Source organism: Thermaerobacter sp. PB12/4term, from assembly GCF_003403315.2.
Lineage (GTDB): Bacteria > Bacillota > Sulfobacillia > Thermaerobacterales > Thermaerobacteraceae > Thermaerobacter.
In genome coordinates this window covers 17716-30182 of record NZ_CP048407.1, presented here as the reverse complement: position 1 = coordinate 30182, position 12467 = coordinate 17716, and the positions used below count along the sequence as shown (strand labels likewise).

The following is a 12467-nucleotide window of genomic DNA, read 5'->3' as shown; positions in this document are numbered from 1 at the left end:
CCCGGTCCTTGAAAACCGAGCAGCGCGCTTCGTCGAGGCAGGATCGACCTGGAGTGGGCCGGTGCGGTGCACCGGCTTGGCACTCCTTAGAAAGGAGGTGATCCAGCCCCACGTTCCCGTAGGGCTACCTTGTTACGACTTCACCCCAGTCACCGGCCCCACCTTCGACGGCTCCCTCCCTGACGGGTTGGGCCACCGGCTTCGGGTGTTGCCAGCTCCCGTGGTGTGACGGGCGGTGTGTACAAGGCCCGGGAACGTATTCACCGCGGCATTCTGATCCGCGATTACTAGCGATTCCGGCTTCACGCAGGCGAGTTGCAGCCTGCGATCCGAACTGGGACCGGCTTTTAGGGATTGGCTCCCCCTCGCGGGTTCGCAACCCGTTGTACCGGCCATTGTAGCACGTGTGTAGCCCTGGGCATAAGGGCCATGATGATTTGACGTCATCCCCACCTTCCTCCGGTTTGTCACCGGCAGTCCCCTGTGAGTGCCCGGCCGAACCGCTGGCAACACAGGGCGGGGGTTGCGCTCGTTGCGGGACTTAACCCAACATCTCACGACACGAGCTGACGACAACCATGCAGCACCTGTCACCGCGCTCCCCGAAGGGCACCCCGGCCTTTCGGCCAGGTTCGCGGTGATGTCAAGCCCAGGTAAGGTTCTTCGCGTTGCTTCGAATTAAACCACATGCTCCACCGCTTGTGCGGGCCCCCGTCAATTCCTTTGAGTTTCAGCCTTGCGGCCGTACTCCCCAGGCGGGGTGCTTAGTGCGTTAGCTCCGGCACGGAAGGGGTCGATACCTCCCACACCTAGCACCCATCGTTTACGGCGTGGACTACCGGGGTATCTAATCCCGTTCGCTCCCCACGCTGTCGCGCCTCAGCGTCAGGGCCAGGCCAGGCAGCCGCCTTCGCCACTGGTGTTCCTCCCGATCTCTACGCATTTCACCGCTCCACCGGGAATTCCGCTGCCCTCTCCTGCCCTCAAGCCCGGCAGTTTCGAATGCACCTCCCCGGTTGAGCCGGGACCTTTCACATCCGACTTGCCAGGCCGCCTACGCGCCCTTTACGCCCAGTGATTCCGGACAACGCTCGCCCCCTACGTCTTACCGCGGCTGCTGGCACGTAGTTAGCCGGGGCTTCCTCCTCCGGTACCGTCAGCAAGAGGCCTTTCAGCCCCTCACCTTCGTCCCGGACGACAGGGGTTTACACCCCGAAGGGCTTCCTCCCCCCACGCGGCGTCGCTGCGTCAGGCTTTCGCCCATTGCGCAAGATTCCCGACTGCTGCCTCCCGTAGGAGTCTGGGCCGTGTCTCAGTCCCAGTGTGGCCGGCCACCCTCTCAGGCCGGCTACCCGTCGTCGCCTTGGTGGGCCGTTACCCCACCAACCAGCTGATGGGCCGCGGGCCCTCCGGCAGCGACCGCCTTCCGACGGCCTTTCTTCCACACCCCATGCGGAGCGCGGACCGTATGCGGTATTAGCCCCAGTTTCCCAGGGTTATCCCCCACTGCCGGGCAGGTTGCCCACGTGTTACTCACCCGTCCGCCGCTAGGAGACCGGAGAGCAAGCTCCCCAATCTCCCCGCTCGACTTGCATGTCTTAGGCACGCCGCCAGCGTTCGTCCTGAGCCAGGATCAAACTCTCCTCCGGAAAGTTCCCTTCCCGCAAGAGAGTCCTCTCGCGGCTCACGCTCTTTTCCGCGTCGCCCGGCCACCGCCACCTCTGCGCTCCCGCGCAACGGCACCGGTGACCACCAGGCTCGCAAGGCCTGCCTCTCCACGCGCTGCTCCGTTTTCAAGGACCAGTCGTTTCGCCCGGCGCTCGTGGCGCCGACGGTTTGGTATCTTAGCAGCGGCCTTCGGCGCTGTCAACACCCCGCGGCGCCGGCTTGCCGCGCGCCCGAGGCGGCCAGAGGCCGCCGCAGAAGCAGCACCCGGAAGCAAGCTCCCGGGTGCTGGTGTGCCCCGTACCGGACTCGAACCGGTGTCTCCGCCGTGAGAGGGCGGTATCCTAGGCCGCTAGACGAACGGGGCACTGCTGGGGATCCAGGATTCGAACCTGGACTACCAGGGCCAGAACCTGGCGGGCTGCCGTTACCCCAATCCCCATCATGTTGTCTCGATTCGCGGGCCTGTCAAGGCCATCGAACCGGCGCCCCGCGGGCGCAACACGCATTATAGCACGGCATCCGGGCTGCTACAACTGCTTGGCCCCACAGACCGGCCAGCAGGCTGTGGTGCCGCTGGTGCAACCCGGGGACGCCCGTCCCTCCCTGCCTGCCGGCGCACCGGCCGCAGCTGTCCGGCCGGCCCCTATCATACCCGAGCTTGCGGTCGAGGAAACACGGATGCACGCTTGGTGCCCGTGTTCCCGTTGGCGGGCGGGGAGTTCCATGCCACGGTTGGGAACCGGTACCGGCGGCCCCAGCCGGTCGGCAAGGCTTGTCTGGGCCGGCTCCGGTGGAACCGGCGGCCCCGAAGGCGCCAGGCACAGGCTCAGCCGCCCGCCGGCCCGGCCGGCGGCCCCGCCGGCTGCGCCGCCGCCCGCGCAGCCCGCCGCTGCCGGATCCACCCGATGGCGCGCCGGATCCGCTCCAGACAGCGCTCGCGCCCGACCCAGCAGATCACATCGAAGACGCCGGGTCCCACCGTGCGCCCCGACACCGCCAGGCGCGTGGGGTGGAAGATTCGCCCAGTCCCCACACCCAGCCGCTCCGCCAGGCCGCGTAAGGCCTGTTCGATGGCCGCCTGGGTCCAGGGCTCGACCCGGGCCAGGGTCTCCGCCACCGCCTCGAGGATAGGGATGGCGTCGTCGCGGTCGAAGTGCTTGCGCACCCCGGCCTCGTCGTACCCCTCCACGTCGGTGAAGAAGTAGCGGCTGGCTTCCACCAGCTCATCCAGGGTCCGGACCCGCTGGCGTACGGCGTCCAGGATGGCCCGCAGCCGCCGGCGCTCCTCGCCCTGGGGCGGCGCGTCCAGAAGTCCCGCTGCCTGCAGGCGCGGCAGGGCCAGTTCCACCACCCGGTCCAGATCGGCCTCGCGAAGGTAGTGGCCGTTCATCCAGGCCATCTTTTCCACGTCGTAGATGGCCGCGGTATGGGAGACCCGGTCCAGATCGAAGAGCCGGATCATCTCGTCCAGGGACAGGATCTCCCTGTCGTCTCCGGGGGACCAGCCCAGCAAGGCCACGTAGTTGAGGATCGCCTCGGGCAGGAATCCCTGGCGCCGGTACTCGTCGACGGCCACCGCACCGTGGCGCTTGCTCAACTTGCTCCGGTCGGGCGCCAGGATCATGGGCACGTGCGCAAACTGGGGCGGCTCCCAGCCCAGCGCCTGGTAGACCAGCAGCTGCTTGGGCGTGTTGGAGAGGTGCTCGTCCCCGCGGATCACGTGGCTTATGGCCATGTGGTGGTCGTCCACCACCACGGCGAAGTTGTACACGGGCATCCCGTCGGCGCGGGCGATGATGAAGTCGCCGAACTGGGCCACGTCAAAGGCGACCTCGCCCTTCACCAGGTCGCGGACCGTCACCGGCCCTTGATCGGGCACCCGCAGGCGCACCGCCGGGCGGCGCCCTTCGGCCTCCAGTTCCCGCCGCTGGGCCTCGGTCAGATGGCGGCAGCGGCCGCTGTAGACGGCCGGCCGGCCCGCCGCCCGCGCCGCCTCGCGCTCGGCGTTCAGCTCTTCGGGGGTGCAATAGCAGTAGTACGCCTTCCCCTCGGCCAGCAGGCGGTCGAGCTCCTGCCGGTACAGGTCGAGCCGCTGGGACTGCCGGTAGGGGCCGTAGGGACCGCCCACGTCGGGGCCCTCATCCCAGTCCAGGCCCAGCCAGCGGATGCTCTCCAGCATGGGTTCGATCAATTCATCCCGCGACCGCTCGGGGTCGGTGTCTTCAAACCGGAGGACGAACCGGCCCCCGTGCTTCCGCGCAAACAGCCAGTTGAACAGGATGGTCCGGACGCCGCCGATGTGCAGGTAACCCGTGGGCGACGGCGCATACCGGACCCGCACCGGCTGGGACATGGGGCTTGCCTCCTCGCGACCGCGAAAATCGCGAAATGATGCCGGACGAACCGGCCGCGCGCCGGGCCAGGGGCCGGCTCGGCCCGCCGCGGCCTCCTCAGGAGCGGCGGTATCGTAACAAAGCGGCCTGGCAGCGTCAAGGAAAGGGGGGCAGGGCACGGGGAGGGCCACCGGAACGCCCAAGAGGCGCGCCCCGCAGGGTGCCGCTAGGGCTGCCAGCGCGCCATCACCGCCAGCAGCGCCAGGGCCACGGCACCGGGCAGGCCCAGGCTGCCCGCCAGCCAGGCAGTGGCCGGGTTCCACCCCACGTGGGCGCCCAGGGGAGCCAGCAGCAGGTTCAGGGCCAGGACCCACCCGGACCCTATGGCCAGGTCGGCCGCCAGGCGCGCTAGGGCCTCGCCAGCGGAGGCCGCCGTCGCCGCACGCCAGGCGAGGGCCCCCAGCACCACCGCGGCCAGGCCCAGGGTCCCCCAGGTGCCGTCGCCGGCGATGGCCATCACCCCGCCTTCAAGGCCTTCAAGGCTCCACCTTCCGTCCCGCTGGATCCCCGGGGTGGGCCGGCAGGCCCTGGATGCCCCGCTGGCGCGCCTGCTTCAGCAAGTAGGCGTAGCGCTTTTCCGCCGCCAGCACCAGGTGGATGGCTTGGTCCACCAGGTCCCGGTCGGTGACGCATTCGAAATACAGGCGGGCCTGCTCCCAGTCCCGCCGGGCCTCCTCGACGGCGCGCACCCAGTCAAAGGTGGCCTCGGCCTCTGGGCCGCCGGTCCGCAGTCCCCGGCCCCCAGCCCGGGCTTCCTGGCCCGGCCCGGCGGGGAAGAAGGGGAGGCGGAGCGCACGCCGTCCGGCGACTTGACGCGGGCGCCCGCGCCCGGCGAGGGAGGGGGAACTGTCCGGGTGATCCCGGGAAGGCCCCGAACCCCCTGCGCGCCACAGGCCGAGGACCTTTGACTGTTCGTCCCCGGCCGCGCCGGCGGGCCGCCGCCGGGGCCACAGCCACCGCCAGCGTCGCTGCCAGCTGCGTTCCCGATCTGCGTGCATTCCCTTCCACGCCCCTTGCCGGCCTGGAGGTCCCGGCATGCGGTGACCCCTGTCCTATCGGTATGCGGCGGGACACGCCGGTTGAACCACCGCCGCGGCTGGCCGGCAAGAGGAAAGATGGACCCCAGAAGCAGGGATTTATACCAGGAAGGGAGGGGGCTGCCGGATCCTACAGGGCCTGCCGGCCCTGCAGGGCGCGGGTCAGGGTGAGCTCGTCCACGTATTCCAGGTCACCGCCCTCAGGCACGCCGCGGGCGATGCGGGTCACCCGGATGCCCAGGGGCTTGATCAGGCGGGCCAGATAAAGGGCGGTGGCCTCGCCCTCCACCGTGGGGTTCGTCGCCAGGATCACCTCTTCCACCGGCGGGTCCTGGCGCAGGCGGGCCAGCAGCTCGCGCACCCTCAACTGCTCGGGCCCCACGCCATCCATGGGCGAGATGACCCCGTGCAGCACGTGGTAGCGACCGCGAAACTCCCGCGTGCGCTCCATGGCCACCACATCCCGGGGCTGCTCGACCACGCAGATCACCCGCGGGTCCCGCCCGGGATCCCGGCAAACAGGGCAGGGATCGCGATCGGTCAGGTTGGCGCAGACGCTGCAGTAACGGACGCTGGCACGGGCCTGGACCATGGCCTCTGCCAGGGCGCGAACCTCTTCCTGGGGACGGAAGAGCAGGTGATAGGCCAGGCGCTGGGCCGTCTTGGGGCCGATCCCGGGCAGTTTTTCCAGCTCCGCGATCAGGCGGGCAAAGGCAGGCGCGTGCTCCACGTCGGCATCGCGCTCCTCAGAAGCCGGGCAAACCCGGCAGCTTCGGCAGCTTGAGCCCGCCCGTCACCCGGGCCATCTCGGCCTGGACCATCTCCTGGGCCTTGCGGGTGGCCTCGTTGACCGCTGCCACGATCATGTCCTGCAGGAGTTCCACGTCGTCAGGGTCGACGGCTTCCCGCGCGATCTCCAGGCGCAGCAGCTCCTGGCGCCCGTTGACCACCGCCTTGACCATGCCGCCGCCGGCCGTGGCCTCCACCTCGCGCTGGCCCAGCTCTTCCTGCAGGCGAGCCATCTCCTGCTGCATCTTCTCAAGCTGTTTCAGCATCTTGCCCATGGGGCCGAAGCTCACGCTGCCATTCCTCCTTTACCGGGATCCACTGCCCTCCAAAGAGTTCCCAGGCCGCCCTCTGCACCGCATCCAGGTCCGGCGGCAGGCTCTCCCCCGACGAACCCGGCACCGGTGCGGTCGCCGCCGGCGCCGGCGGAGGATCGGGCGGGGTCGCCGGCTGCGCCCGCGGAGGCTGGGCATCGGTCCCCCCCTGCCCTAGCGGAGGATGGCACCGGGCTGCCGCCCGCCCGCTGGAGTTGCCGGGGGCACCCCTCTCCGCGGGTTGCCCCTGGGCCGGCCCCGGCGCCGGGCGTGACGCCGTGCCTGCCCCCGGGGTGTTGCCGCTGCCACGAGGCGGCGCCGCTCCCCTTTCCCTCTCCTGGGCCGCGCCGTCGCCCCCGGTCGCAGGGGGTGCATCGCGTTCCTGCAGGTCCGGGGTCTGCCGCGCATGGGCACCTTGGGGCGCAGCGGGCCCAAAAGGCACCTGCATCCCGGGGTCCACCGGGGTGGTGGGGGGCTCCTGCGCCCCTGCGACCTCGGGGGCCGCCCCGTCCGCACGCCCTTCCGGCTCCCTGGCCCGCCCTGCGGCGGGGGCGGCGGCCGGTCCGTCGGCCTCCTGGGCCTGGGCCGGTGACGCCCCCGGGCCGGAAGGTGGACCACCGTTGCCGACGGTAACCCGGACCGGTACCGGCGCGCCGAGAAAGGCTTCGATGGCGCGGCGCAGCTGGGGCAGCTTGACCTCGGCCGTTCGGGCCATCCCCGGCTGGGCAAAGGGAATCTCCAGCTCGGCCCCCGCCACCCGGGGTGCGCCCGCGGCCCGCAGCAGCGCATGCAGGGCCGTCCACTCCCGCCGCCGGCGCAGGGACTGCAAGAAGCGCTCCCATTGTTGGGCCAGCGCCTGGGGCGGGGCGGCCGCTGCCTGCCCCGGCGCGGCGCCGCCCTCCGCAGCGGGCTCGGGCCCCGCCGGTGCCGGGCCTGCTGCTGCGGAGGTATGCCCGCTCCCCCCGGTGGGCCGGGACCGCTGCTGGGCGGGCGTCCGGGTGGCCAGCCCTTCCGGCCCGGACTCCTCCGGCTCGGGCCGCTCCGGCCCGGCGGCGGGTGCAGTCGCGGGGACCATCGCCCCCGCCCCCCGGCCCGGCCCCCCATCCCCGGGCCGGCCGCCCCAGGCGGCGCCAGCCGGTTCGACGCCGGCCGCCGGCGCCGCCGTGCCTGCGGCACCGCCGGGAGCCCGGGCCAGCCGCTCCCCCACCGCCCGGATCAGCGCGGCCTCCAGGGCCAGGCGGGGCTGGCCGCTCCAGCGCAGCAGCGCCTCCCCTTCGGCCAGGGCATCAAAACAGGCCAGCGCCGTGGCGTCGTCCAGGCCCCGGGCCAGGGGCTCCAGGCGGGCCGCCAGGTCTTCCCCGGCATAGAGCAGGTTCCGGCTGTCCAGGCCGGAGCGGAGGGCCAGCAGGTCGCGCCAGCAGGCCACCCAGTCCCGCAGGGCCTGGGCCAGGTCGACGCCCTGGGCCGCGAGGTCGGCCACCGCCCGCAGGCCGGCGCCCATGTCGCCTTCCACCACCGCGCGGGTCAGGGCCAGGATGCCTTCCCCCGGGGCGAGCCCCAGAAGCTCGGCCACCACGGCTACCTCCAGCCGGTCACCGCCCATGGCCAGGCACTGGTCCAGCAGGCTCAAGGCGTCCCGCAGGCCGCCTTCGGCCAGCCGGGCCAGCAGGCGCAGCGCTTCTGGTTCCGCCTCAACGCCCATGGCGGTGCAGACCGCCTCCAGCCGCTGCACGATCTGCTCGGGGCTCAGCCGGTGGAAGTCGAAGCGCTGGCAGCGGGAGATGATGGTGGCCGGCAGCCGGTGGGGCTCGGTGGTGGCCAGGATGAACAGGGCATGGGCCGGCGGCTCTTCCAGGGTCTTCAGCAAGGCGTTGAACGCCTCGGTGGTCAGCATGTGGACCTCGTCGATGATGTACACCTTGTACCGCCCGCGGGCCGGCGCGTAGCGCACCCGCTCCCGCAGCTCGCGGATCTCGTCGATGCCGCGGTTGGAGGCGGCATCGATCTCCAGCACGTCCATGGTGGAGCCGTCGTTGATCTCCCGGCAGAGGTCGCAGCGGTTGCAGGGCTCAACGCCTTCGGGGGACTGGCAGTTCACCGCCTTGGCCAGGAGCTTGGCGACGGAGGTCTTGCCGGTGCCGCGCGGCCCGGCGAAGAGGTACGCGTGGGCCACACGGCCGGTGCGCAGGGCGTTGGCCAGGGTCCGGATGACATGCTCCTGCCCCACCACACCGTCGAAGCGCTGGGGCCGCCAGCTGCGGTAGAGGGCCTGGTAGGGCTGGCTCAACAAAAACCCCCCTGCCAAGAAGAAAGGGCGGCGGCGGTAGCGGTTCCGCCGTCGCCCTCCCGCAAAGGCTGGCCGTGCACCCGTCGTCGACACCCGCACCCGGGCGCTGGCCGAACCGTGGGCTCCGGCCCGGCTACCCCGCGGCACACGCGGTGGCTCGCTTACCGTTGCTCCCTTCCGGGCCTGGCGGGGTTCACGAGTCCACGTTGCGCGGGACCCGGCCTTCAACACCCCGTGTCCGGTGCTGGCCCCGACCGCGAGGGCCTCGGACGGGAATTCGACCCCGCTATAGCGGATTGCGGGTACAGGGCACCGCTACCTCCCCGTCTAGCACGGCCAAAGCATAAAGGACAGAACCAAAACCAAAGGCAAGAAACGCTAGTCTTGAAGACAAAAAGGGCGGAAGGGGTGGGATTCGAACCCACGGTGGGCTTGCGCCCACACACGCTCTCCAGGCGTGTGCCTTAAACCGCTCGGCCACCCTTCCTCGCCGTGGACGGTTCTCCGTCGTTGTCCTGCTCGCTTTTTCACCTGGGCCGGACCGCCGCCGGCCATCCGAGCCGGCCATCCGAGCAGCGGGCCGGGGCCGGTCCGGGAACCGGACCGCGGGTGCGGCCGGGCCGGCATCCTGCGGAAGGGGTGGGATTCGAACCCACGGTGGGCTTGCGCCCACAACGGTTTTCGAGACCGCCCCGTTCAACCACTCCGGCACCCTTCCATGCTGCCTGCGACCCGGCCCATGGCCTCGCCGCTCCTGGGAGGCACAGCGCCGCGGACCCCGCCGGCCACGCTCCGGTGTCCCGCACCCCGACCACCCCCGGCCGGTGGCGACGGCGGTTCACCACCGCCGCAAGCCGCCCGCGCCGCCGATCCGACCCGTAGGTTCAGGCGCCCGGGCCGGTTCCTCCGGGGTCGGGCAGCACACCGGGATCGCGGGGCAAGCGGCCCGGGTCCCGCAGCCCGCGGAAGAAGCCGCGCAATAAAGCTGCGCTGGCCTCGGCCAGCACACCGGAACGCAGCTCGACTCGGTGATTCAGTCTATCATGTTGCACCAGGTTCATCAAGCTGCCGGCCGCGCCGGCTTTGGGATCGGGGGCACCATAGACTAGCCGCGGCACCCGCGCCAGGACGATGGCCCCCGCGCACATGGGGCAAGGTTCCAGGGTGACGTACAGGGTCACCCCTTCCAGCCGCCAGCCCCCCAGGCGCGCAGCCGCTTTCCGCAGCACCAGGATCTCCGCGTGGGCAGTGGGGTCGCCCAGCCGCTCGCGCAGGTTGTGACCGCGCGCGATGATGGCGTCCTGGTAGACGGCTACCGCTCCCACGGGGACCTCCCCGAGGGCCAGCGCACGCCGGGCCTCGGCCAGGGCCTCGGCCATGTACCGCTGGTCCGGGTCGTCGCCGGCCAGGGCGCCGCCCCCGGCGGCCGTGGCGCCCTGGGCCGGTTCGTCCGGATGAACGGTGCCGGCCACCGCGGCACCCCCTCTCCGAGCTGGCCCAGGCCGCCCGCGCACCCGCCGCTTCAAGGCGCCGGCCGGCGGTGCGCCCTCAGGCCGCGGCCGGGGACGAAAGAAGCGATGAAAAAGGCCAGAGCAGCCGGGCTCTGGCCGGGATCCGGCGGGGCGGGGCGGTGCGCGGTCCAGGCGGTTCGGTCGCCGGGCCGGTGCCACCGCCCCTGCCCCGTGGTGCGCCCGCCATGACGCTGCACGGTGCGCCCGGGAGGACTCGAACCCCCGACGCCTTCCTTAGGACGGAAGCGCTCTTCCACCTGAGCTACGGGCGCAAGTGGCGGACCGCCGGGCTACGCGCCGCCACGCGGTTATTCTAACATGGACCCTGGCCACAGGGCGACCCGGCCTGGGACAGGGTTCGCCGGGGCCGACCCGGCCAGGCGCGGGGCCGGCGATGGTCCGCCCAGCCCGGCCCGCCCGGCGGTTGCCCGGGCTCCGGGAAGGACGGCGGGCCCGGCGCAGCGCGCCGGCCCGGCCTGACAACGGCCGGGAGACGAGCGATAACGGCTGAGGGAGGAGCGCATGGCATGGACCTTCGGCGCTGGTTGCGAGCGGGCATGATCGCCGCCCTGTACGTGGTGCTCACCCTGATCTTCCAGCCTATCTCCTTCGGGCAGATCCAGTTCCGGGTGAGCGAGGCCCTCACCCTGCTGCCCATGATCTGGGCCGAGGCGGTGCCGGGCCTTTTTGCCGGCGTTGCCCTGGCCAATCTCCAGAGCCCCTTCGGCCTCTGGGACGTGGTCGGAGGCTCCCTGGTGACCCTGGTCGCCGCCCTGGTCACCCGCCGCTTCCCCTTCCACCCGGCCGGTTATCTGGCACCCGTGGTGTTCAACGCCGTCCTGGTCGGCGGTTATTTGGCCTACCTGACCCATACACCCTACCTGCCCTGGGTGCTGTGGATCGGGGCCGGGGAAGCGGGGGTCGTCTTTCTTCTGGGCTATCCTCTGGTTCAGGTGCTCCGCCGCCGCCAGGCGCGCTGACGCACTTGGTCCCCAGGATCGGCTCCGCGAAGACGGCGCCCCATCGACCCGCCGCACCCGGCCGGCAGGCCCGTCCGGAAACCTGCACCAGCGATGGGGGCGGCAACCCACCGGCCCGGCGCGCGCCGCACCCGGCATGGCGGCCGGCGCGCCGTCCGGGGTCGCGACAGCTGGCCGGCGCCCTCACCTAACGCCCGCCGGGCCGGGCGCCGCCGGGTCCCGCGGGCCCGGGCGGTGACGCTCCAGGCGCCCGGCTGCCCGCCGGTTCCGGGGCTGGCCATCCGCCACCCCGGGCGGGCAAGCCGCGCAGCAGGGCGAGCAGCAGAACGGCGGAAGGTACCACCACCTGAAACAGCAGCGCCAGGAAGGGCCAGGTGCGGGCCAGGAAGTCGGTCATCTCCACGCTGCTGGGGAAAAGCCAGATGGACAGCGCCAGCACCAGGGCCGTCATGGGTGTAACCAGCGGGCGGTAATCGTCCACCCCGAAGGCGCCCGCGCCGGTGACACTGGCGGCAAAGACCCAAACGCCCATCTTGATCACCAGCCCGCCCACCCAGACGGCGGTCAGCACGGGTTCCAGCCGCTCGATGAAATCGGCGATGCTGACGGTGCGGGTCGCGGCGAACAGGGGAAAGGTGAAGAGGGCGGCCGTATCCCCCAGCACCAGGATGGTCCCCAGGGTCAGGAGGGTTAAAAGCGTGCCCACCACCAGCACCGCGGCCGAACCGGCGCGCCGGGCGCCATCCCAGTGGGCCAGGGACGGAAGGACGACCAGGGACAACACCGTCTCCCCCAGCCAGGCCAGGGGCGGCACCGCACCGCGCAACAGGTTGCCCCAGCCGCTCTCCAGCAGGGGAAGGATGGCGCGCCCGTCGATGTTGGGCAGCAGCAACACCAGGAGGAACACGAAGGATGCCGCGATCACCGGCAAGAGGAGCTCCGCCACGCGGGCCAGCACCTCCAGCCCGTCCCGGGCGGCCCACATGGCCAGGGCCAGGGCCGTACCCTGGATCACCACCAGGGGTGTCAGGGGAAGCACCGTGGCCACGACGAACTCGCCGAATTCCCGGGCGATGACGGCGGCGGTCAACAGGACCCAGCCCCAGGTCAGGAGGTTGACCACCGCCCCCAGCCAGCGACCCAGCACCAGGCGGTGGATGTCCGTCCATCCCCGGCCTGGAAAGCGTTGGGCCAGGGCCAGGTGCAACTGGACCACAGCGACCCCGGCCAGGGTGCCCAGCGCCACCGACAGCCACGCATCATGGCCGGCATATTGCCCGGTCAGGGCCGGCAGCGCCAGGACCGTGGTCGGTGAAATGGTGAAGAAGAGCAGCACAAAGAGCTGCCAGGGGGACACCTGCTCTGTCTGGGGCTCGTACGGGGTCATACCGGTAGTGTTGCCGGGGGCCTGCGGCGCCTCGCACTTTAGGGCTGAAGGGCCGCCCGCCGACGCCGGCGGCCGCCGCGGGGAAGAGCGGCCACTGCCGCGAC

The 12467-nt window shown here is 71.5% G+C and carries 9 protein-coding genes, 5 tRNA genes, 1 rRNA gene and 1 other RNA gene; 1 reads left to right on the top strand and 15 read right to left on the bottom strand.

Annotation, left to right across the window (positions count from 1 at the left end; genetic code table 11):
- Nucleotides 1–90 precede the first annotated feature (90 nt).
- The 14 genes from DYI95_RS00160 to DYI95_RS00095 all read right to left on the bottom strand — a co-directional run bounded on the left by DYI95_RS00160 (nt 91) and on the right by DYI95_RS00095 (nt 10268).
- A 16S ribosomal RNA gene (locus DYI95_RS00160) occupies nt 91–1649 on the bottom strand.
- A gap of 310 nt (nt 1650–1959) precedes the next feature.
- A tRNA-Glu gene (locus DYI95_RS00155) sits at nt 1960–2032 on the bottom strand.
- Nucleotides 2033–2036: 4 nt separating this feature from the next.
- A tRNA-Gln gene (locus DYI95_RS00150) sits at nt 2037–2107 on the bottom strand.
- Between the two features lie 387 nt (nt 2108–2494).
- Nucleotides 2495–4021 carry a glutamate--tRNA ligase gene (gene gltX / locus DYI95_RS00145; RefSeq protein WP_116899629.1) on the bottom strand — a complete coding sequence of 509 codons (1527 nt, stop codon included), beginning with the start codon at nt 4019–4021 and terminating at the stop codon, nt 2495–2497.
- Between the two features lie 206 nt (nt 4022–4227).
- Nucleotides 4228–4518 (bottom strand): pro-sigmaK processing inhibitor BofA family protein, encoded by a 291-nt coding sequence (locus DYI95_RS00140; RefSeq protein WP_116899630.1) that lies wholly within the window; start codon nt 4516–4518, stop codon nt 4228–4230.
- Nucleotides 4519–4537: 19 nt separating this feature from the next.
- Nucleotides 4538–4750, bottom strand: a complete 213-nt coding sequence (locus DYI95_RS11925; RefSeq protein WP_203530658.1) for a YaaL family protein — start codon at nt 4748–4750, stop codon at nt 4538–4540.
- Nucleotides 4751–5228: 478 nt separating this feature from the next.
- A complete protein-coding gene (gene recR, locus DYI95_RS00130) occupies nt 5229–5828 on the bottom strand; it encodes a recombination mediator RecR (protein ID WP_006902726.1) in 600 nt (199 codons plus the stop codon).
- A gap of 16 nt (nt 5829–5844) precedes the next feature.
- Nucleotides 5845–6177: a YbaB/EbfC family nucleoid-associated protein gene (locus tag DYI95_RS00125; RefSeq protein ID WP_116899632.1), complete on the bottom strand. Its 333-nt coding sequence runs from the start codon at nt 6175–6177 to the stop codon at nt 5845–5847.
- Nucleotides 6137–8485: a DNA polymerase III subunit gamma/tau gene (gene dnaX / locus DYI95_RS00120; protein WP_116899633.1), complete on the bottom strand. Its 2349-nt coding sequence runs from the start codon at nt 8483–8485 to the stop codon at nt 6137–6139. The genes DYI95_RS00125 and dnaX overlap by 41 nt, the downstream gene beginning before the upstream one ends.
- Nucleotides 8486–8557: 72 nt before the next feature.
- Nucleotides 8558–8821: signal recognition particle sRNA large type (gene ffs, locus DYI95_RS00115), an RNA gene on the bottom strand.
- Nucleotides 8822–8885: 64 nt separating this feature from the next.
- Nucleotides 8886–8972: transfer RNA gene (locus tag DYI95_RS00110), tRNA-Ser, on the bottom strand.
- Nucleotides 8973–9116: 144 nt separating this feature from the next.
- Nucleotides 9117–9203: transfer RNA gene (locus tag DYI95_RS00105), tRNA-Ser, on the bottom strand.
- A gap of 166 nt (nt 9204–9369) precedes the next feature.
- The gene (gene tadA, locus DYI95_RS00100; RefSeq protein WP_243149770.1) at nt 9370–9957 is read right to left on the bottom strand and encodes a tRNA adenosine(34) deaminase TadA; all 588 of its coding nucleotides are present in this window, start codon (nt 9955–9957) and stop codon (nt 9370–9372) included.
- Between the two features lie 238 nt (nt 9958–10195).
- A tRNA-Arg gene (locus DYI95_RS00095) sits at nt 10196–10268 on the bottom strand.
- A gap of 255 nt (nt 10269–10523) precedes the next feature.
- Between DYI95_RS00095 and DYI95_RS00090 the strand changes: the two genes are divergently transcribed.
- Nucleotides 10524–10976, top strand: a complete 453-nt coding sequence (locus tag DYI95_RS00090; RefSeq protein WP_116899634.1) for a QueT transporter family protein — start codon at nt 10524–10526, stop codon at nt 10974–10976.
- 187 nt (nt 10977–11163) lie between these two features.
- On the opposite strand, the gene DYI95_RS00085 is transcribed toward DYI95_RS00090, so the two are convergent.
- Nucleotides 11164–12363, bottom strand: a complete 1200-nt coding sequence (locus tag DYI95_RS00085) for an endospore germination permease (RefSeq protein WP_116899635.1) — start codon at nt 12361–12363, stop codon at nt 11164–11166.
- Nucleotides 12364–12467: the final 104 nt, after the last annotated feature.